Origin of the sequence: Bradyrhizobium sp. BR 1433, from assembly GCF_051547665.1 — a bacterium.
Lineage (GTDB): Bacteria > Pseudomonadota > Alphaproteobacteria > Rhizobiales > Xanthobacteraceae > Bradyrhizobium > Bradyrhizobium australafricanum.
The window spans coordinates 419602-437215 of the sequence record NZ_JBPUGG010000001.1 but is presented as its reverse complement, the minus strand read 5'-3'; the positions used below and the strand labels follow the sequence as shown (position 1 = coordinate 437215).

Annotated in this window: 23 protein-coding genes, 2 tRNA genes and 2 pseudogenes; 13 read left to right on the top strand and 14 right to left on the bottom strand. The window is 63.5% G+C overall.

The annotated features are described in order from the left end of the window. Positions 1–494: 494 nt before the first annotated feature. From ACSKB9_RS02180 to ACSKB9_RS02165, 4 genes are all read right to left on the bottom strand, one after another. Positions 495–571, bottom strand: a tRNA-Pro gene (locus tag ACSKB9_RS02180). 120 nt (positions 572–691) lie between these two features. Then, positions 692–1171: a DUF192 domain-containing protein gene (locus ACSKB9_RS02175; protein WP_438071404.1), complete on the bottom strand. Its 480-nt coding sequence runs from the start codon at positions 1169–1171 to the stop codon at positions 692–694. 122 nt (positions 1172–1293) lie between these two features. Continuing rightward, complete coding sequence (locus ACSKB9_RS02170) at positions 1294–1956, bottom strand: cold-shock protein (RefSeq protein ID WP_438071402.1); 663 nt, start codon at positions 1954–1956, stop codon at positions 1294–1296. Positions 1957–2166: 210 nt separating this feature from the next. Beyond that, positions 2167–2928: an SIR2 family NAD-dependent protein deacylase gene (locus ACSKB9_RS02165; RefSeq protein WP_438071400.1), complete on the bottom strand. Its 762-nt coding sequence runs from the start codon at positions 2926–2928 to the stop codon at positions 2167–2169. 252 nt (positions 2929–3180) lie between these two features. Here ACSKB9_RS02165 and ACSKB9_RS02160 point away from each other — a divergent pair, with 252 nt between their 5' ends. Beyond that, the gene (locus tag ACSKB9_RS02160; RefSeq protein WP_438071398.1) at positions 3181–3342 is read left to right on the top strand and encodes a hypothetical protein; all 162 of its coding nucleotides are present in this window, start codon (positions 3181–3183) and stop codon (positions 3340–3342) included. Between the two features lie 434 nt (positions 3343–3776). Here the strand turns inward: ACSKB9_RS02160 and ACSKB9_RS02155 are convergent, their stop codons facing one another. Together ACSKB9_RS02155 and ACSKB9_RS02150 are read right to left on the bottom strand one after the other, a co-directional pair. Beyond that, entirely contained in the window at positions 3777–3962 is a 186-nt protein-coding gene (locus ACSKB9_RS02155; RefSeq protein WP_057018561.1) for a hypothetical protein, read from the bottom strand. 255 nt (positions 3963–4217) lie between these two features. Continuing rightward, positions 4218–4661: a GrlR family regulatory protein gene (locus ACSKB9_RS02150; protein WP_310879323.1), complete on the bottom strand. Its 444-nt coding sequence runs from the start codon at positions 4659–4661 to the stop codon at positions 4218–4220. Positions 4662–4736: 75 nt separating this feature from the next. On the opposite strand from ACSKB9_RS02150, the gene ACSKB9_RS02145 reads away from it, so the two are divergent. The 6 genes from ACSKB9_RS02145 (at position 4737) to ACSKB9_RS02120 (ending at position 7890) form a co-directional block, all read left to right on the top strand. Beyond that, complete coding sequence (locus tag ACSKB9_RS02145; protein WP_018271496.1) at positions 4737–4910, top strand: hypothetical protein; 174 nt, start codon at positions 4737–4739, stop codon at positions 4908–4910. A 68-nt stretch (positions 4911–4978) separates the two neighbouring features. Next, entirely contained in the window at positions 4979–5206 is a 228-nt protein-coding gene (locus ACSKB9_RS02140) for a hypothetical protein (RefSeq protein ID WP_057018562.1), read from the top strand. Positions 5207–5417: 211 nt separating this feature from the next. Continuing rightward, positions 5418–5624 carry a hypothetical protein gene (locus ACSKB9_RS02135; RefSeq protein WP_310879324.1) on the top strand — a complete coding sequence of 69 codons (207 nt, stop codon included), beginning with the start codon at positions 5418–5420 and terminating at the stop codon, positions 5622–5624. 827 nt (positions 5625–6451) lie between these two features. Further along, positions 6452–6904, top strand: coding sequence for a VOC family protein (locus ACSKB9_RS02130; protein WP_016844600.1), 453 nt, complete (start codon positions 6452–6454; stop codon positions 6902–6904). A 75-nt stretch (positions 6905–6979) separates the two neighbouring features. After that, positions 6980–7105 (top strand): hypothetical protein, encoded by a 126-nt coding sequence (locus ACSKB9_RS02125; protein ID WP_283848619.1) that lies wholly within the window; start codon positions 6980–6982, stop codon positions 7103–7105. Between the two features lie 143 nt (positions 7106–7248). After that, positions 7249–7890 (top strand): glutathione S-transferase family protein, encoded by a 642-nt coding sequence (locus ACSKB9_RS02120; RefSeq protein WP_438080024.1) that lies wholly within the window; start codon positions 7249–7251, stop codon positions 7888–7890. Between the two features lie 18 nt (positions 7891–7908). On the opposite strand, the gene ACSKB9_RS02115 is transcribed toward ACSKB9_RS02120, so the two are convergent. The 5 genes from ACSKB9_RS02115 to ACSKB9_RS02095 all read right to left on the bottom strand — a co-directional run bounded on the left by ACSKB9_RS02115 (position 7909) and on the right by ACSKB9_RS02095 (position 9425). Further along, positions 7909–8157 carry a hypothetical protein gene (locus ACSKB9_RS02115; RefSeq protein WP_057018565.1) on the bottom strand — a complete coding sequence of 83 codons (249 nt, stop codon included), beginning with the start codon at positions 8155–8157 and terminating at the stop codon, positions 7909–7911. A 31-nt stretch (positions 8158–8188) separates the two neighbouring features. Then, positions 8189–8446: a PilZ domain-containing protein gene (locus tag ACSKB9_RS02110; protein ID WP_018271493.1), complete on the bottom strand. Its 258-nt coding sequence runs from the start codon at positions 8444–8446 to the stop codon at positions 8189–8191. 171 nt (positions 8447–8617) lie between these two features. Continuing rightward, a tRNA-Glu gene (locus ACSKB9_RS02105) sits at positions 8618–8692 on the bottom strand. Positions 8693–8846: 154 nt separating this feature from the next. Further along, positions 8847–8996, bottom strand: a complete 150-nt coding sequence (locus tag ACSKB9_RS02100; protein WP_438071396.1) for a hypothetical protein — start codon at positions 8994–8996, stop codon at positions 8847–8849. A gap of 84 nt (positions 8997–9080) precedes the next feature. Beyond that, positions 9081–9425 carry a hypothetical protein gene (locus ACSKB9_RS02095; protein ID WP_156436340.1) on the bottom strand — a complete coding sequence of 115 codons (345 nt, stop codon included), beginning with the start codon at positions 9423–9425 and terminating at the stop codon, positions 9081–9083. A gap of 166 nt (positions 9426–9591) precedes the next feature. Between ACSKB9_RS02095 and ACSKB9_RS02090 the strand changes: the two genes are divergently transcribed. Then, positions 9592–10824, top strand: coding sequence for a Zn-dependent hydrolase (locus ACSKB9_RS02090; protein WP_438071395.1), 1233 nt, complete (start codon positions 9592–9594; stop codon positions 10822–10824). Between the two features lie 7 nt (positions 10825–10831). Here the strand turns inward: ACSKB9_RS02090 and ACSKB9_RS02085 are convergent, their stop codons facing one another. Beyond that, positions 10832–11737, bottom strand: coding sequence for a sulfite exporter TauE/SafE family protein (locus ACSKB9_RS02085; protein WP_438071393.1), 906 nt, complete (start codon positions 11735–11737; stop codon positions 10832–10834). Between the two features lie 352 nt (positions 11738–12089). Here ACSKB9_RS02085 and ACSKB9_RS02080 point away from each other — a divergent pair, with 352 nt between their 5' ends. The 5 genes and pseudogenes from ACSKB9_RS02080 to ACSKB9_RS02060 all read left to right on the top strand — a co-directional run bounded on the left by ACSKB9_RS02080 (position 12090) and on the right by ACSKB9_RS02060 (position 17039). After that, complete coding sequence (locus ACSKB9_RS02080) at positions 12090–13127, top strand: PrsW family glutamic-type intramembrane protease (protein WP_028342108.1); 1038 nt, start codon at positions 12090–12092, stop codon at positions 13125–13127. A gap of 79 nt (positions 13128–13206) precedes the next feature. After that, positions 13207–14166: pseudogene (locus ACSKB9_RS02075) on the top strand (acyltransferase family protein); the annotation flags it as partial. Between the two features lie 194 nt (positions 14167–14360). Next, entirely contained in the window at positions 14361–15056 is a 696-nt protein-coding gene (locus ACSKB9_RS02070; RefSeq protein ID WP_438080023.1) for an SGNH hydrolase domain-containing protein, read from the top strand. An 88-nt stretch (positions 15057–15144) separates the two neighbouring features. Then, positions 15145–15717, top strand: coding sequence for an HdeD family acid-resistance protein (locus ACSKB9_RS02065; RefSeq protein WP_057018572.1), 573 nt, complete (start codon positions 15145–15147; stop codon positions 15715–15717). Positions 15718–15952: 235 nt separating this feature from the next. Then, positions 15953–17039: pseudogene (locus ACSKB9_RS02060) on the top strand (3-deoxy-7-phosphoheptulonate synthase). Positions 17040–17105: 66 nt separating this feature from the next. Here the strand turns inward: ACSKB9_RS02060 and ACSKB9_RS02055 are convergent. Together ACSKB9_RS02055 and ACSKB9_RS02050 are read right to left on the bottom strand one after the other, a co-directional pair. Continuing rightward, positions 17106–17351: a hypothetical protein gene (locus ACSKB9_RS02055; protein WP_225644401.1), complete on the bottom strand. Its 246-nt coding sequence runs from the start codon at positions 17349–17351 to the stop codon at positions 17106–17108. A 43-nt stretch (positions 17352–17394) separates the two neighbouring features. Next, positions 17395–17607: a hypothetical protein gene (locus ACSKB9_RS02050; protein WP_028332175.1), complete on the bottom strand. Its 213-nt coding sequence runs from the start codon at positions 17605–17607 to the stop codon at positions 17395–17397. Positions 17608–17614 lie beyond the last annotated feature (7 nt).

The window sequence follows — 17614 nt, the reverse complement described above, 5'->3', positions numbered from 1 at the left end:
GAGCCACGGAAACAATACGTGTGCTCATGTCGTGCGGATTGCTGGTGGTGTTGCCACGCCGATACAGAGATACCCCCGCAACGATGCTAACCAACCTGCATCTGAACCAAGACGGGGTTGCGTCGTGTCGGGATTTGATCACTGGAACGGTGCAAATAGAGCCTACTCGTCCGCCGAAGCGCCACATCTGCGCGATGAGCAGCAGCAGTTCGACCGCTATCACAAATTCGACGACCCCATCTCGCGACCGCCGGAGAGTGGCTCAAGAACCGTGATCCTGGATCGCTACAACCCGCCGGCTCGTTGATCTGGTCCGCGCCCGGGCGGCTGAAGTTGCGAGCAGTGGAGCGCGGGGGCTTCGGTCCCGCGCTTGCTATTTCAAGGTGCCAACTGACCGCGATTTGTGGACCAGGTCAGGCGCGAATGCCGAGCATGCGCCAACCATAAACATCGCGTCTACCGACGGAGCGTCTCTGTTAAGTCTTTGATTTGGATGGTCGGGGCAGCTGGATTCGAACCAACGACCTGCAGTACCCAAAACTGCCGCGCTACCAGGCTGCGCTATACCCCGACATTTCCGAGAAGCCCCGTGGATACACGCTTCAGCCAGCGCCAGCAAGGCACCGGTGCGGGGCTTCGTGCGGCGAATCCGGCATCGGTTTCCGCCCGGAAATCGCGTCAAAACCGGATGCTAACGGCCCCCGAACAGCGGATGGGCAATCCGGTCGCCGGGCTGCATGCCGTATTTCTGCGCGGTCCCGGCAATCACCTCGAGCACGCCCTTGGCGAGCCCGCGCGACGGAATGATCCGGGTCGAGAGCGGCTCGGTGTTTTCCGCGATCCGCAGGATGCGCCCGTCGGCGCGGATGAAGATCATGTCGAGCGAGATGTAGGTGTTCTTCATCCACATCGACACTTCCTGCTCCGGCGAGAAGTCGAACAGCATGCCTTTGCCGTCCGCGAGCTCCTTCCGGTACATTAGGCCGGTCTCCTTCTCCTGCTCGGTGGTTGCCATTTCGACCGAGAAGACGTGCACGCCCGACTTGGTGACGATCTCGAGCGGCTGGACGCTGGCAGCCTGCGCGGCCGGAGCCAGCAGCGCACCGAACATGATCACGAGGCAGGCCATCAGCCACGAACGATGGCGCCCAACAATGCGAACGAAATTCATCGACAAATACTCACACCGGGGAAGATTTTCCGGCGGACCCTAACCCGACGATTGCGGCAAATGCCAGAGCCGAGAAGGCTCGCCGGCGGCTCACGTTTCCGTCAGGGCGTATTGAAATCGGATCAGTGCGACGACAGCGCCGATGGACCGGTCTCCGGGTGGATCTCGGCGGCCATCATGCCCTTGGAGCCGGGCCCAAACCGCACCAGCACGTATTGGCCGGGGCGCAGTTCGGTCATGCCGAAGCGGCGCAGCGTCTCCATATGCACGAAGATGTCGGGCGTGCCCTCGCCGCAAGTCACGAAGCCGAAGCCGCGCAGCCGGTTGAACCACTTGACCTGCGCGCGCTCGAGCCCGCTGGTCGCGGTCACCGTGACATGGGTGCGTGGCGGCAGCATCTGCGCCGGATGGATCGCCGTCGATTCGTCCATCGAGACGATGCGGAAAGCCTGGTAGCCCTTCGCGCGCTGCACGCATTCGACGACCAGCCGCGCGCCTTCATAGGCGGTCTGATAACCGTCGCGCCGCAGCACCGTCACGTGCAGCAGGATGTCGGGCCAGCCATTGTCGGGGACGATGAAGCCGTATCCCTTCGAGGCGTCGAACCATTTGATGACGCCGGAAACTTCGACGAGGTTGGCCGCTGTGTCACCGAGGCCTGAGAAAGCATCCATCGCCGGATCGCGTGGCGCGCTTCCATACTCGCCTTGACCAATCCTGCTTTGCCCAACTCCGCCCATCGGCGGTCCGCCGAGCTTCTTGAACTCAAATCCGTCCGACCCCATGACCCCGGACCCCACACATCAAATGCAGATCGCCGTCGTTGCGGCGCACCCTGTACACGCTGCTCTCCATGACCAACTCACTCGGACTGATTTGGACGCGGCGCGAATCTCTCAACCAAAAGATAACACTCCCGCTTGCGGGGCATAGCTAAAAAACAATTCTTGCGGGAACTATGAACAGGCTTGCACAGCCGCGAAATCAATCGGGCATCAATTGCCTACGAAAGGACCAAGCGTGTCGCCGATGTCGTGGCGGATCACCAGATCGGCGATGTCGTCCTGATCGGTCGGCTCGTTGTTGATGATCACGAGCCGCGCGCCGCTCTCCTTCGCCATCATCGGAAAGCCTGCGGCGGGCCACACCACAAGCGATGAGCCGATTGCCAGAAACAGGTCGCAGTGCCTGGAGAGTTCCGCCGCGCGGCGCATCGCATCCTCAGGCATCGATTGCCCGAACGAGATCGTCGCGGTCTTCACCGGATCGCCGCAGTCCGCGCAATCGGGCGCGCTGCCCGCCTTGTCGAACTGCTGCTTCACCCACGACAGCTCGTAGTCCTTGCCGCAGCCGATGCAGCGGCCATAGGTCGTGTTGCCGTGCAGCTCGATCACGTCGTCGGCCTTGAAGCCCGACGCCTGATGCAGGTTGTCGATGTTTTGCGTGATGATGCCGGGAACCTTGCCGGCCCGGTAAAGCGACGCAAGCGCGCGATGCCCGCGACCGGGTTTGGCCGCCGCAAACGTCTGTTCCATCGCAAAGCGGCGCCGCCAGGACTCGTCGCGCGCGTCCTGGCCGGCGACGAACTCGTCGAACGGAATCGGTCGGTTGCGGGTCCACAGCCCGCCGGGCGAGCGGAAATCGGGAATGCCGCACTCGGTGGAGATGCCCGCCCCGGTGAAGGGCACGATGGACGACGCCTCCGCAATCATGTTGCCGAGCTGCTCGACGCCGCTGCGCAAGTCTTTTGCGATCACTGAAAACAATCCGGTTGGCCGCAGCGACTATAGCACGGCCAGACCGATTGCGAGCTTAACCGTTGCGCGAGCGATCGGCTGCGAGCGGCGTGTCTTGATCGATCGGCTTGCGATCAGCTGCGTCGGCGCCTCCGCTTGGTCGCTCTTCCAGCGCCTCAGCATCATCACATTCCTGCACTGGCTGCTCCGCATTGACGCCCAATTCGCCGACGCCAATGCGCCCGGGACAGGACCACGGCCAGGAGGATGGGCATGACCGATCAGGAAGACCGCGTCGCGCGCGAGCGCGAGGAGATCGTCGCACGCATTGCCAGCTTCAGGGCGACGCAGCAGAAGTTCGAGCGCGATCGCCAAGAATATTACGACAACACGCTCGGCAATGCCTGGAGTGGATTTCAACCCAAGACCGCTTAACGCAAGACCGCTTGATGCCCTGCCAGGCGACCGCGTTCATGGTCCGGGCGCCATGAGGCGCAAGTGAGAAAGCCCCGAGCGGTTTGCTCCGGGCTTATGTCTATTGCCGGTGCCGCTGTGCGATGGTTGCCGCAAACGCAGTTCCGGTTCCCTCGAGCGTTTTCCGTTCCGATCGGATCGCTCGAAAACGCGCCAGCCATGCGATAGCGCAAAGCTACCATCGGTTAGCGCTGGAACAAAAATACAACCTCAGAGATTAGCTTGGCGGTGAACGAGGTTGGCATCAATGCCGGCATGGATGGAACTGCTGCTTAACGTGATGGGCTTTGCCGGCTTCATCGGCATCGCGATGTATCACAAGCATCCGAATGGGAAGCTGCCCGACTGAGCGCCGGCGGCGCGTCTCGGCTTGCCGCTCCCCCGGCTTGCCGTCTTCAGTTTGCCTTCCGGGCCTCTCCCGCGGTCCGGACCAGCCGGTCCGACTTCACTAGCACTTTGCCGCTCTCCGGCTGCGGCCGCAGCCAGAAGCTGATCACGACAAAAGCCGAGCAGAACAGCAGCCCCACCACCATCACGCGCCGGTGGGTCGGTCGATCAGCACTGTGGAACGATGGCATCATGGCTGTCACCCGCAGACATCCCAATCGCAATCGCAGGTGGTGACAACACGATGCTGCTCTTAACCTAACCAGGTAGGGTTAGCGGTGGCCGGGTAACGCCTCGTCCGGATCTCCCGATCGGCGGCCGCAGCGGGATTTCACAGCGATATCCCCTGCTTGTCCGCAGCAAATCCACAACGCCAGCGGGTTCAATTATCCAACGAAATACGCATCTTGCTGCGCGCTTGTCCACAGCCTCGCGCCGCGTGCGCGCATTCAGGCATCGGCGAGCCATTTCAGGGTGGCCCGGAAACCTAGGCTGCGGGTTCCAACCAGCACGGTTCCGAACACCTCAGCCTCGTCGCCGCTGAATGTGCCGGAGAACCCGCTCGTCACTTCCTGTCCGGCGAACAGCGGACGGGTGAACGGGTCCGCGAAGGGCGAATGCTGGTTGGTGCTGAGATGTCCCTTCCAGGTGCCCTCGCCGGCCGTATAGGCCCCGATTGACCAGAAATATGGCCCGCCGCCGATCAAGAGACCGTCGCGCAGGATCAGGATGCCGCTGTCGCGGCCCCTCACGCCGTCGGTCATGTGGATGTGGATCGAATAGAGCCCGTTCTTCATCGATCGCGCCGCCCGGTCCTGGCGGCCCGCAGTATGGCTCCAATCCGGCCGGCGTGCGAGCAGGCCGATACCGCCCGGCCCTCCGAATCGGCGCAAAAAGGCAGCTCCCCGGGAGCTTACAAATCATTAAGAAAGCCCTGACAAGGTTCGATCCTCCGGAGGGAGAGAGCCATGCTCGTATACCCCGTACCTGTCGAAGTGACGCAAGCCAGAGTGCAGCTCGTCGTCGACCAGACGGCGAAGGAGCAGCCGCGCATCATCAACGAGGATGTGCTGGATGTCTTCGCCGCGAAGAACCAGGCCGACCGTGAAGCGGTCGAGACCATCCTCGACATCAAGGTGTGAGAGCAGCAGTAGCCGACAGGAACCTCTCGACTGCGCACGGGTCATCCTGGTGACGCCAGGAGGCACTCATGTGCAAGCTGATCGCGGTCACCGTCTTCACCCTGATATGCGGCGCGGCCTTTGCGCAGGATATTGGTCCAGCGCCGCAGAGCGGCATGGAACGGCCTGAAAACACCAACGGAGCCACTCAGAGCGGCGCGATGGACACCACGGGGATGGATGTGAAGCGGGCGAACAAATCCGAGATGAAGAACACGGCAAAGGGCGCGGCAAAAAGGGACGACGCAAAAAAGTAGGTTCCCCCGACGAACGCCCGGGGAGCTGCCACCTTGAAAAAGTGACCTACAAAAAAAGAGGCGACCTTCAAAAAAGGAAGGAACGAGTCTCTCGTTCCGCCGTTAGTTTGGCGAGCGGTACAACGAGGGAGAAATCCACCGGAAATATCAGCTCAACAAGCCCCGTCAGCTTACTTCGGTAACTGGCGGGTTTTGTTTTGTGGAGGCGCCCATGTACGCCCTGTTCCGCGGCAAGACTCAGCTCGGAAGATCGTTCGCGACGGAGAAGGAAGTTTGGGAGGCGGCGCTGATCGACGGTCTTGTCGAGGATGTTCCGGTCGCAGACGAACTCGGTGGCCAGATCCTGCCCGCCGGCTATCGCGTCGAGCGGGTCGATGAATACGAGGCGCAGCCCGATTGGAAAGCCGGACGCTCCTGACGCCGATCGGCCAGCCGGCGGACCCAGCCGGCCGGAACCGCGTTGAACAGCGCAACGGCACATCACGCGTGGTGCCGACAGCTCACCGCCCTGTCGGCTTTGGAAGACCTCGCGAATCCCCCTCGCGGGGTCTTTCTTTTGAACCTTTCGCGCGGCGCGAAGACATAAAGGGCGCTGGGGGATTTCAGGGCCCAGCATCCGGCGCAGCGCTGTGGGACGAACATACTCCGTCTACGCGGCGCTGTTGCATTTTACAAATTCAACCTTAAGTTTGGTCTCCAACAGTTGACGGCTCACGCCCTGAGAGATCCCCAGTCCGTCAGCTGGGAAAGCCCCGCATCCAGCCTGCGGGGCTTTCTATTTTCCGGACCCAGGAACCTTCCGCGCGCAGCGACATTGTCTGCCCGGTTGCCGGCACGATCTCCCCAAGGCCGGTCGGCATAGACCTCGCGAGCCCACTCGCGGGGTTTTGCGCTTTAGAGGCCGTCCAACCTCGCGCGTCCTTGATTGGCCGTGATCGGCAATCGGTGCGATAGAGGCCGCGCCTCCAAGGCTCGACCACAAGCCCCGTCCCAGAAATTTCGCTGGGCGGGGCTTTGTTGCATCCGCTGCTGCGCAAGCGTGTCGCGGCACGTCCCGTCCATATCCGGCCGCGTGATCGCGCGGCGCAACCGGAGCCAACGCTCGCGAAGGCGTGAGCATGCAAAGGCGAAATGCGATCGGCAAAACTCGCGCTAACCCCTGCCCCGCGTCGCGTTTTGCTGCTATTCCTTGCCCGTCTCGCCCGAGCCCAAACAAAATCTCTGAATCTGCAGGAGGATAAAAAAATGCGCTATCTGCACACCATGCTGCGCGTCCGCAATCTTGATGTCGCGATGAAATTCTATCAGGACGCGCTGGGGCTGAAGGAAGTGCGCCGCATCGACAATGAGAAGGGCCGCTTCACGCTGGTGTTTCTCTGCGCGGAGGAAGACCTCCATCTGCTCAAGTCCCTGCCGCAGACCCGCGGCGCGCCGCTGGTCGAACTGACCTACAATTGGGATGAGGAGAAATACGGCGAGGACCGCCATTTCGGCCATCTCGCCTACGAGGTCGACGACATCTACGCGACCTGCGAGAAGCTGATGAAGATGGGCGTCACCATCAATCGTCCGCCGCGCGACGGCAACATGGCGTTCGTGCGTTCGCCCGACCTGCACTCGATCGAGATCCTGCAAAAGGGCGAGCCGAAAGCCCCGGCCGAGCCGTGGGCATCGATGCCGAACACCGGCCATTGGTAAACACCGCGCCCGCACCTACGTTCCTGTCGGCGTTTCGACCTTGCCGAAGCGCCGAGCGATCGCGAGGAACGCGACATGATCGTTGACGTTGCTCCCTCACAAGCATGCGAGGAGGCAACGATGGGAAGAGGAATTTTGCTTTGGCTGTTGGGTGTACCGATCCCGGTGATCATCGTGTTGTGGTTGTTGTTCGGTCACTGACGGCGTCTTGATGCATCGCTATCAACAAGGCTCTGCCGCTATGCGGCGGAGCCTCTTTTGCTCTCGGTACAATTCACCCGCGCTTTTCCCCGACGCTTCAGCTATGAACGCGCGCAAAGCACAACAGCGGGAAGAAACGCGTGATGGACAGCAAGCCGCAACTGACGATCTGGGGCCGGGCCAACTCGGTCAACGTGCAGAAGGTGCTCTGGTGCCTCGCCGAGCTCGACCTCCCCTATCAGCGCATCGATGCCGGCATGCAGTTCGGCAAGAACGATCAGCCCGACTATCTCGCGATGAATCCGAATGGCCGCGTCCCGACGCTGGTCGATGGCGACTTTGTGCTGTGGGAATCCAATTCGGTGATGCGCTATCTCTGCATGGCCTATGGTCATGGCGCGCCGCTCTATCCGCAAGCGCCGAAGGCGCGCGCCGCCGTCGACCGCTGGCTCGACTGGACGCTGTCGACGCTGCAGCCGGTCGACCGGCCGGTGTTCTGGGGGCTGGTGCGCACGCCGCCGGAGAAGCGCGACATGGTCCAGATCCAGAAGGACGCCGATGCCGAGGGCGTGGTGTGGCGCGTCGTCGAGGCGCAGCTTGCAAGGCGCCGCTTCATCGAGGGCGATCAGTTCACGATCGCCGACATCGCGCTCGGCGCCTTTGCGCGGCGCTGGCTCGGCGTCGAGGGCGTCACCAAGCCGAAGCCGCCCCATCTCGAACGCTGGTTCGGTGAGATCGCGGGGCGGCCGGCCTTCGTGCGGTTCATTGCGCCGCCGATGTCGTGAGCGCGGGCGGCAAGCCGCTCAACGCCCGCCGCTGGACATCCCGCCACCGACGCTGACGGCGCCACCGAGCTTCACGCAGGTGTCGGAGCCCTCCACCTTGACGAAGCCGGGTCCGTACGACGCGCATGGATTGCTCCGCGTCGCGGATTTCGACGGCAAGGTTTTGCCGGCGTCCGTGGGCATCTGGAAATTGCGGCGGTCGCCCTGCTGCGCGAACGCGGCGGCGGGAAGCAGGACGGCGATGATGGCAATGCAGGTCTTGCGCATCCGGCCTTCTACCGTGCGGGGCCGAACGAGGCTAGCGCACGAATTTGACGCCGAACGTCCTGCCCTCGCGCCACACCACTTCGCAGGCGCGCCCGGTGCGGGCGTCGCGCGAGAACGCCAGCCGCAGCTTGGCCGGCAGCGTGTTGTTGTCCTGGACCGTGATCTTGGCGCCCGACGAGGACATGTCCTCGACCACGCAGGGCCGCGCGGCAAATCCGCCGTCGAGCGTGATCCAGCCGGATTGCCGCAGCGATTTGCGCGTTTCGCGCTTCCTGGTCCCTGGAGCCATCACACCATTCCCGGGGCCCAGCCGTATCGCCGCTAACTTACCAAAGGGTTGCGAAACAGCTGCGGATTGCAGCGATCCGCCGACCCGTGCACAACGGGCCGAGACGGTGCGGCAAGAGCGTCCGTCCGAGCACAATGCGTTGAGTTGGCTGGATTTCCAGTCTGGCAGTAATGGCGCTCCCTAGCGGAATCGAACCGCTCTCTCCACCGTGAAAGGGTGGCGTCCTAACCGATAGACGAAGGGAGCAAAACTCCCGGCAAATCAACACGTTAGACGTAAGATGCGCCGGACTGGCCACAGCCCTCAAGCCGCGACGGGCGAACGTATAGTGGCGATTGGCCGGGCGGGCAAGCGTTCAGAACGCTTTTCCCGGGTTGCCGCTGGGATCACCGGAAGGACATCACCTGCAGGACAATCCGGCCTCGATCGAGGTCCAGAAGCCGCAATGCGTCGGCACATGCGCATGCGCCCGCGAGCCCCCGACGTGAATCAGGATTGCGGCGGCAAGCGCGACGACGACGACGGGAACAATGACTCTTCGGATCGACATGGGCCTGCGCATCGACCGATATCGTGGCCTAACTAAGGCCTGCGAGCCGGCTCGATGTCCGGCAACAGCGCTCAGCGCCAGCCGCTAGTGATTGCTGGCGACGTCCTGACGATTATTCGGCTGCGCCGCCACAGGCGTCCGCTTGATGCAGGTGCTGCAGATCACGAGCTTGCGCGCCAGCCGGTCGTCGGCATCCGCTTCCGACAGTTGCGCAGGCGATGTCTCCGCCACCGCGGGCGACGCATTCCGCGCATGACGCCGCGGCTGCGGGAGATTGGGGTCCTGTCCGGCACCGTCCCAGGCCAGCGGACCTGTCCCCGGCGGGGGCGTGGTCATGCTGTATTGCTGCGAGACCTGCGCGCAGGCGCCGACAGCGATCGGAAGAAACAGCACAGCGGCCTTGCGAGCCCAGTTCCGGAATGCAGACATGATCACACTCTCACGCTATTCGTACTGCGACCTAAGAGCAGAACCGCTAAGAAATCGTTTGCCCTGATTGTTCCGTCGCATCCAACCGCGTCGGCATCAAGACGGGATTGAGGCGCCAAGGCGCACATCAAGACGTAAAATCAAGACGGCAATCCGGAGTCCAATCATGCCAGGCATCAACGGTCGCTTCGACGGCAAGCGCGTGCTCGCAGATCTCAACGCGCTGCGCGCGATCGGCGCCTACAAGACCGGCGTGCACAAGCCGACATTCTCGGAACCGCATCTGCGCTCGCTCGACTGGCTCGCGACGCGTTTGCCCGACGCCAATCTCACCGCAACGATCGACGGCATCGGCAATGTGCTCGGCTCCAGCGCGAAGGCGGGGCCAAAACTGCTCGCCGGCTCGCACCTGGAGAGCCAGAACCATGCGGGCTGGCTCGATGGGCCGCTCGGCGTGATCTACGCGCTCGAAGCGGCGCGCGTCATCAATACCGACCCGGACGCGAACGGCGCGGTCGAGGTCGCCGCGTGGTGCGACGAGGAAGGACATTTCGGCAGTTTCCTCGGCAGCCGGTCGTTTGTCGGCGCGGTGACCGAAGCCGACATCGACGCAGCGCGCGACCGCTCCAGCGATCGCACCATGCGCGATGCATTGCGCGACGCAGGCTTCGCCGGCCGCCCGCGCCTTAATGCCGAGGCCGGCCGCCATATCGGCTATCTCGAAGCGCATATCGAGCAAGGCGACACGCTGGAGAGTAGCGGACTCAAGATCGGCGTCGTCACCTCGATCGTCGGCATCTGGCAGTACCGCATCACGTTCACCGGCGAGCAGAACCACGCCGGCACCACGCGGATGGCGGTGCGCAAGGACGCCGGCCTCGGGCTGGCGCGGTTCTGCGTCGCGATCGACGACAGCTTCCCTGCCCTGTCGGGACCGCGCACGGTGTGGACGACCGGCCGCATCACGCTGGACCCAGGCGCACCGAGCATCATTCCAGGCAGCGCCGAGATGCTATTCCAGATTCGCGACGACAATCCCGAAGTGATCGGCCGCCTCGAACAACAGCTGCATCGCCTGGCGGCCGAGGCCACCGCTCAGGGCCGTTGCGGTGTGAAGGTTGAGCGCATCCGCACCGGGGTGCCCGCGATGATGACGCCTGCATTCCAGGATTCGATCGAAGCCGCGAGCGCAGCCTGCGCCGGCGGCAAATCGATGCGCATGCCGAGCGGCGCCGGCCATGACGCCCAGGTCCTCGCCACCATCATGCCGGCGGCGATGCTGTTCGTGCCGTCGATCGGTGGCATCAGCCATCACTGGAGCGAGAACACCGACGACGCCGATATCGTCACGGGTGCCGAGGTATTTGTCGAAACCTGCCAGCGCCTGCTCGCAGGTTAGATCACCTTCAGGTCGGACCGCCCCGGTTGCCCGACTTCAGCGAAGCCAACGCGTGCGAGCTCTGCACGGTGCTTCTCCTCGCGGTGAAGAAGACGTACAGCAAGCAGATGTCGATCAGGATCGTGCCGGCCATGACGCTGTAGGCCCACGGGCTTTCCATCAGCTTCACTTCGATCAATACGCGCGACAGCCCGAATCCCACGACCCACGCGTCAAAGCTCATGCAGATCCGGCGAAACGTCTCGGCGTCCAGCCGCCGGATCAGCCAGGCACCGAGCGGGATGCCGAGGACAACGCAGGGAACCAGCACGAACAGGATGCTCCGGCTCTCGTCGATGAACAGACCGAGCTTGTAATACGCGATTGCAGTCAGGCTGGACTCCGTCACCCGAACCAGTGCGAGACCGGCCCGAAACTCATCTTTGACGAGGCCCTGATTGTTGAAGAGGATCGCCAGCGGCGGGCCCGAAATGGTCGTGACCGAGTACAAGATCCCGAGCATCGTTCCGAAAGGCAAACCGACCAGCCATTTCGACTGGATCGGCCTCCGCCAACCGGCCGCCTGCAGCAAAATGAGCGGCAGAATGATCGAGTAGGTGGCGAACTTGGTCCAGCCGGGCTGAAGCGACGTCAGCGCAAAGGCTCCGACCGCGATGCCGGGCAGCATGCCGATGAGAATAGGCAGCACGCGCCGCCACACGGCCGGAACACCGCTCAGGTTGATGCACAGGACATACAGATTGACGAAGACTTCGACGATGACCACCGCGGGATTGAGAACGCGGTTCGTGTAGAAGACGAGTGCGACCGGCACCGTGAGCGAGGAAAACCCGTAACCAAGCGCGCCATTTACAAACGCCGCAAACAACGCGATCACGGCAAGAACGATCACAGCAGAATCGATCGAAAGCATCTCTTGCTTTTACCGGATCAGTCGCCTTGCCCACGGCATTATAGCCCAACGAAGCGGGCGCGGTGCCGAAAGCTGATCGGACCCACAGGTCGCGATCCCGACATCGTCGGGCTACCAAAGCTCCTGCGCCTGGAACGCCATGGACCTGGCGCCTGTCAGGAACCTGTCCGGGAGCCGCCCTCGGCCCTTAGCTGATCAAGGCCCGCAACGTCACCTTTCCAACCCGGTTTCGTAAGGCACCGTGGCATATTGGTCACGAGAACGGCATCAGACCGATTTGCAATCCGCTGAACTTGCTGCCATTTCTTCGGCACGCATCGCTTTGGTGCCATCAAAGGGGCCCGTCCGGCTCATGTTGTTGCTTGAGTCGCTTCCAACCGTCATCGGCGCCGCCGCCATTGCCCCCGCATTGCTGGTGTTGTGGCTGGTCATCGCCGCCGACGAGCGCCCCGGACCGCCGGTTCAGGTGTGGCTCGCCTTCGTGCTCGGCGCGGCCAGCATCTCGCTGCTCGGCCTGGCGCGAATTCCGTTCAATGCGCTGCTCGCCATTCCCGACAATCCCTGGGCGACGCAGGCGGTGCGTGCAGCTTTCGGAGTCGCGGCACCGGAGGAGATCGTCAAGGTGCTCGTCATCGTCGTCATCTCGACGCGGCGCCGCGCCTTCGCCGATCCGATGGATACGGTGGTCTATGGCGCGGCCGCCGGACTTGGATTTGCCGCCTATGAGAACCTCGCCTATCTGGTCCAGCACAAGGACATGTGGCGCGCGCTCGCGGCATTGCGCAGCGTGCTCACGGTGCCGTTCCACGGCGCGCTCGGCATCATCGCCGGCGCCTATCTTGCGATCGCGCGCTCCGGTGGCGCGCTCGGCGCCTACCGGGGTCACCGCGACTGGGCGCGCATGACGAATTGGGCGCTGGTGCTGGTCGCGCCGGTCGCGCTGCACGCGGCGTTCGATTTTCCGCTGCTCGCGCTCCAGCGCATCCCCGATCTCGGCTCGACCACGCGGCTGCTGCTCGGCTCGGCCAGCGTGCTGATCGGCTTCTCCTCGATCGGCTTTGCAATCCGCCTGGTGCGACGCCTCGGCAAGCATCATGCGCCGCGCACTGACGTTGCGCGCGAGCGGCTCAGCCAGCTGCGGCGGATGTGGGCGCTGCTGCTGATCGGCGGCGGTGCCGGCTTTGCCGGCGTCTCCTTCCTGCTCACCTCGCTGCATCATTGGTACGTCAATCCCGAGCGCAATGCGTCGTTCATCCTGGTCCCGATCGGCTTCACCTCGATCCTGATCGGACTGGCGCTACTGATCGCGACCACCGCCGTCTACTTCCTCGGCCGCAACCGGATGCGGACCGCCTCGGAGGGCTTTCCGTCCGCTCCCGGTCAAAGCTAGTGTCCCGGCCGGCACCGCTCCCCTTGCAAAACAACCTCGGCGGGTTCAGGGAGAGACACAGACCAGGCGCGAGAGGACGATGGGGCACAACTACAAGAATTATCGGCCGGATATCGACGGCCTGCGGGCCGTTGCCGTCTCGTTGGTCGTGCTCGGCCACGCGTTCCCGCAATATGTTCCCGGGGGTTTCGTCGGGGTCGACATCTTCTTCGTCATTTCCGGGTACCTGATCACCGGGATCATCTATGGCGACATTCAGAACGGGAGCTTCAGCCTTGCGACGTTCTATGCGCGCCGCATTCGCAGGATTTTTCCTGCCCTGATCGTCGTCTTGATCGCCGCCTTCATCGCCGGATGGCAACTTCTGATGCCGAGCGAGTTGGTGGCCCTTGGAAAGGAGATTGCGGCAGGCGCGGGTTTCTCGGCAAACCTGCTGTTCTATTCGGAGGGTGGCTATTTCGATGCGGCCGCGCAAACGAAGCCGCTGCTCCATCTCTGGTCGCTCGGCATCGAGGAACAGTTCTACCTTGTCTGGCCCTTGCTGCTGTGGGCGCTGATGCGATGGCGGATCGCCGCCGCCGCTCCCCTTGCCCTGATCTTCATCGCATCGCTTGTCGCAAATATCCTGGTCGTTCGAACCAACCCTGAAGCCGCATTCTACCAGCCGTTCACGCGGGCGTGGGAACTCGCGGCCGGAGCATTGGTGGCCGTCTGCCTGCCCAGCGGATTCTCCGCGGCGCGCGACCTTCTCGGATGGTCCGCGCTCGCAGTGATTGCGGCGGTAACCGCGTTCTATTCGCCCTCCATGACCTACCCCGGGATCGCAGCGGTGGCGCCGGTCGCCGCAGCCGCCGCCCTCATCATGTCAGGTCGCAATCGATTTCTCTCGACCCGTACCGCGGTCGCGATCGGGCTGATCAGCTATCCGCTCTACCTCTGGCATTGGTCGATCCTGGTTTTTGCAGCGAGCTTCAAGGGTCGTCCCCTGACTTTGGCCGAGAACGGGCTGGCCGTTGGGGCCAGCTTCATTCTGGCCTGGGCAACCTATCGCTACGTCGAGCGCCCAATCAGGTTCGGGCAGTGGCGGGTGGCGCCGGTCCTTGCGGCATCGATGGTGGCCGTTGCATCGGTGGGAGCTTTGGCGATCGTCGACGGCTTTGCCTTTCGGCTTCCGGCGATCGTTCGCGAAGCCGGCGCCATGACCGTATCCAGGGACTTCCTGCGATACGGCGAATGCCATATCTCCGCTTCCGCCGATCCCGCGTTCGATCCGAGTTGCGTCGACGCCAGCAAGCGCCCGCTTGTTTTCGTATGGGGCAATTCGACCGCCGGCATGCTTGCCGCCGGGTCCAGGGCGATCAATTCGGGTTGGCCCAGTTCACCGTCAATTCCTGCCCGCCGCTCTTCACCGCGCAGGCCGAGACCATTCCGTTTTGTGTTCAGACCAACCGCCACATCGTTGCTGCGGTTACCCGCTCGCACCCCGATGTCGTGCTCCTGCACCTGGTGTGGAGCAGAGAACCCACCGCCGACGATCTCCGCCCGACGATTGCCGCCCTTAGACAGGCCGGCGCCGTCCGCGTCATCCTGGTCGGCCCTGTCCCGGTCTGGACCGACACGGTGCCCCATCTGACGGTGCAATATTTCCTGCGTCATCATGCGTTGATCCCGGAACGCAGCCGCGACGTGCGATCGACCAAGCAGGCTGACGACAGGGTTGGGCAGATCGCCGCCGATCTCGGGATCGAATATCTGTCGCTCTATGACGAACTGTGCAACGCGGACGGATGTCTGACCAGGGTCGGGACCGGCGCAAACGACCTGGTATCGGCCGACTTCCTGCATCTGTCGCCGCGCGCCTCGCGCTATCTGGCGGCCAGGCTCATGCCAAGGATTCTGGCTGTCGAAAACCGCCATGCGGAAAGATGAGCGCACAGCTATTGCCGCCGCAACTGACGGGCTGACCATTTATAACCGGTTAGGATAGACTGCACACGCGCAGATCCGGAGAGCCGCGATGACCCTGTCCAACGACCTCGACAAGCTGCGATCGAAAATGCAGGCCGCGGTGAAGGCGCACTGGAAGGCGTTCCTGTTCGAAGGCATCCTGCTGGTGATCCTCGGCATCGCCGCGATGATCGTGCCGACCTTCGCGAGCCTCGCCGTCACCATCTTCCTCGGCTGGATGTTCCTGATCTCAGGGATCGGCGGGCTGATCGTGACGTTCTGGGCGCGCAACATGCCGGGCTTCTGGTGGTCGCTGATTTCGGCCGCGCTCGCCGTGCTGGCCGGCATGGTGCTGCTCGCCCGTCCGATGCAGGGCGTGCTGACGCTGACCATCGTGGTCGGCGCCTATTTCGTCGCCGAGGGCGTCGCCACCGTCATGTACGCGCTGGAGCACCGCCGCGAATTGTCGGGACGCTGGTCCTGGCTGCTGATCGCCGGCCTGATGGACATCGTGATCGCCTTCTTCATCATCGCGGGCTTGCCGGAATCCGCGGGATGGGCGATCGGCCTCCTCGTCGGCCTCAATCTGATGTTCGGCGGCGCGACCCTGATCGGCATGGCGTTGGCGGCGCGCAACACCTGACGCCGAACCGTGGAGGACTTGCATTTGGGGGTGACAGCCCCAAATCCCTGCGCTATAGAGCCGCCCCATGATCACCGTCGCCACCAGCTATTTTTGGTACTTTAGCTACGACAGCTCGCTGGCGGCAGGAGGATCGCGCTCAATCTGAAGAATTGCAGCAAACGTCCAAAACAAGCCGCCAGACCTGGCGGCTTTTTTGTGTGCCGGCAGGTCCCGAAATCCAAAGGAGCCAGCCGTGTTGAGTACGACAGACGATCTTCGCATCAAGGAATTGAAAGAGCTCAGTACGCCGGAAGAGGTGATGCGGGAGGTCCCGCGCACCCTGACGGCGACCCGGGTGGTGATGGGCGCCCGCAACGCCGTCCACGCGATCCTGAACGGCACCGATGACCGCCTGCTGGTCGTCGTCGGCCCCTGCTCCATCCACGATCCCGCGGCGGCCGTCGATTACGCCGAGCGCCTCGCCAGCCTGCGCGAACAGCTCGCCGACCGCCTCGAGATCGTGATGCGGGTCTATTTCGAGAAGCCGCGCACCACCGTCGGCTGGAAGGGGCTGATCAACGATCCCGATCTCGACGGCAGCTTCGACATCAACAAGGGCCTGCGGCTCGCCCGCAACGTGCTGTCGGCGGTGAACAATCTCGGCCTGCCGGCCGGCACCGAATTCCTCGACATGACGACGCCGCAATACATCGCCGATCTGGTTTCCTGGGCCGCGATCGGCGCGCGCACCACCGAGAGCCAGATCCATCGCGAGCTGGGCTTCCGGCCTGTCCTGCCCCGTCGGCTTCAAGAACAGCACCGACGGCGGCGTGCGGATCGCGGCGGACGCGGTGAAGTCGGCCTCGCACCCGCATCACTTCATGGCGGTCACCAAGGGCGGCCGTTCAGCGATCGCCGCGACCAGCGGCAACGAAGACTGCCACGTCATCCTGCGTGGCGGCCGGGCGCCGAACTATGATGCCGCGAGCGTCGATGCTGCCGCCGCCGAGCTCGGCCGCGCCGGTGTCGCGGCGCGGCTGATGATCGACACCAGCCACGCCAACAGCAGCAAGAAGCCGGAGAACCAGCCGACGGTTGCCTCCGACATCGCGCGCCAGGTCGCAGGCGGCGAACAGCGCATCATCGGCGTGATGATCGAGAGCAATCTTGTCGCGGGACGCCAGGACGTCGTGCCAGGCAAGGCGCTGACCTACGGCCAGAGCATCACGGATGGCTGCATCGACCTCGGGACGACGGCTGACGTGTTGAAGCAGCTGGCCGATGCCGTCGACGCAAGGCGCAGCGTGCGGCGTGACGGCCTGCAGGAGCGTTCGGCCTGACGCGGCCGAACGGATTGAGCGTTGCCGGCGGGGCGAATATCGCGCCTCGCCGGTCAGCTGCGTCGGTTAGCAACCGCGGCAGATGCTCTTGATCTTCCTGTCGAGCGCCGCGTCTTCCTTGTTGGCCTGACTGTTCGGATCGCTGATATTCTTCTCGCTGCCAACGTCGCCGCGGCGCGGCTGACGATGTCCGATCGGCGCCTCCGGGACCGTCCCGCCCTTCTGCATGGAGGACGATCCGCCCTGTTGCTGCGCCCAGGCTTGGGAGATGCCAAGCTGGGGCGCTCCGGCCGCAACCATCATCAGAGCCATCAACAAAACTGTCTTCCGCATCTCGCGTCTCCGCTTCTCAACCCTATCGCGCCCGTTCCGGCACCTCGACGGTAGCACAGTTGCGCCGCCCCTGCGCTGCGCAATCCTGTACCTTCCGTATATCGGCCATCGTGCCAAGGAGCCAGATTCCCGCGGCGACCAGCACCACAAAGAAGCCGAACATCACAGCATTTTCGATGCTGCGGTTGCCCCCGTCCTCCGGCGGCTCCTGCCGTCCGTCCCCGGCCCCGCTCATCGCCGCC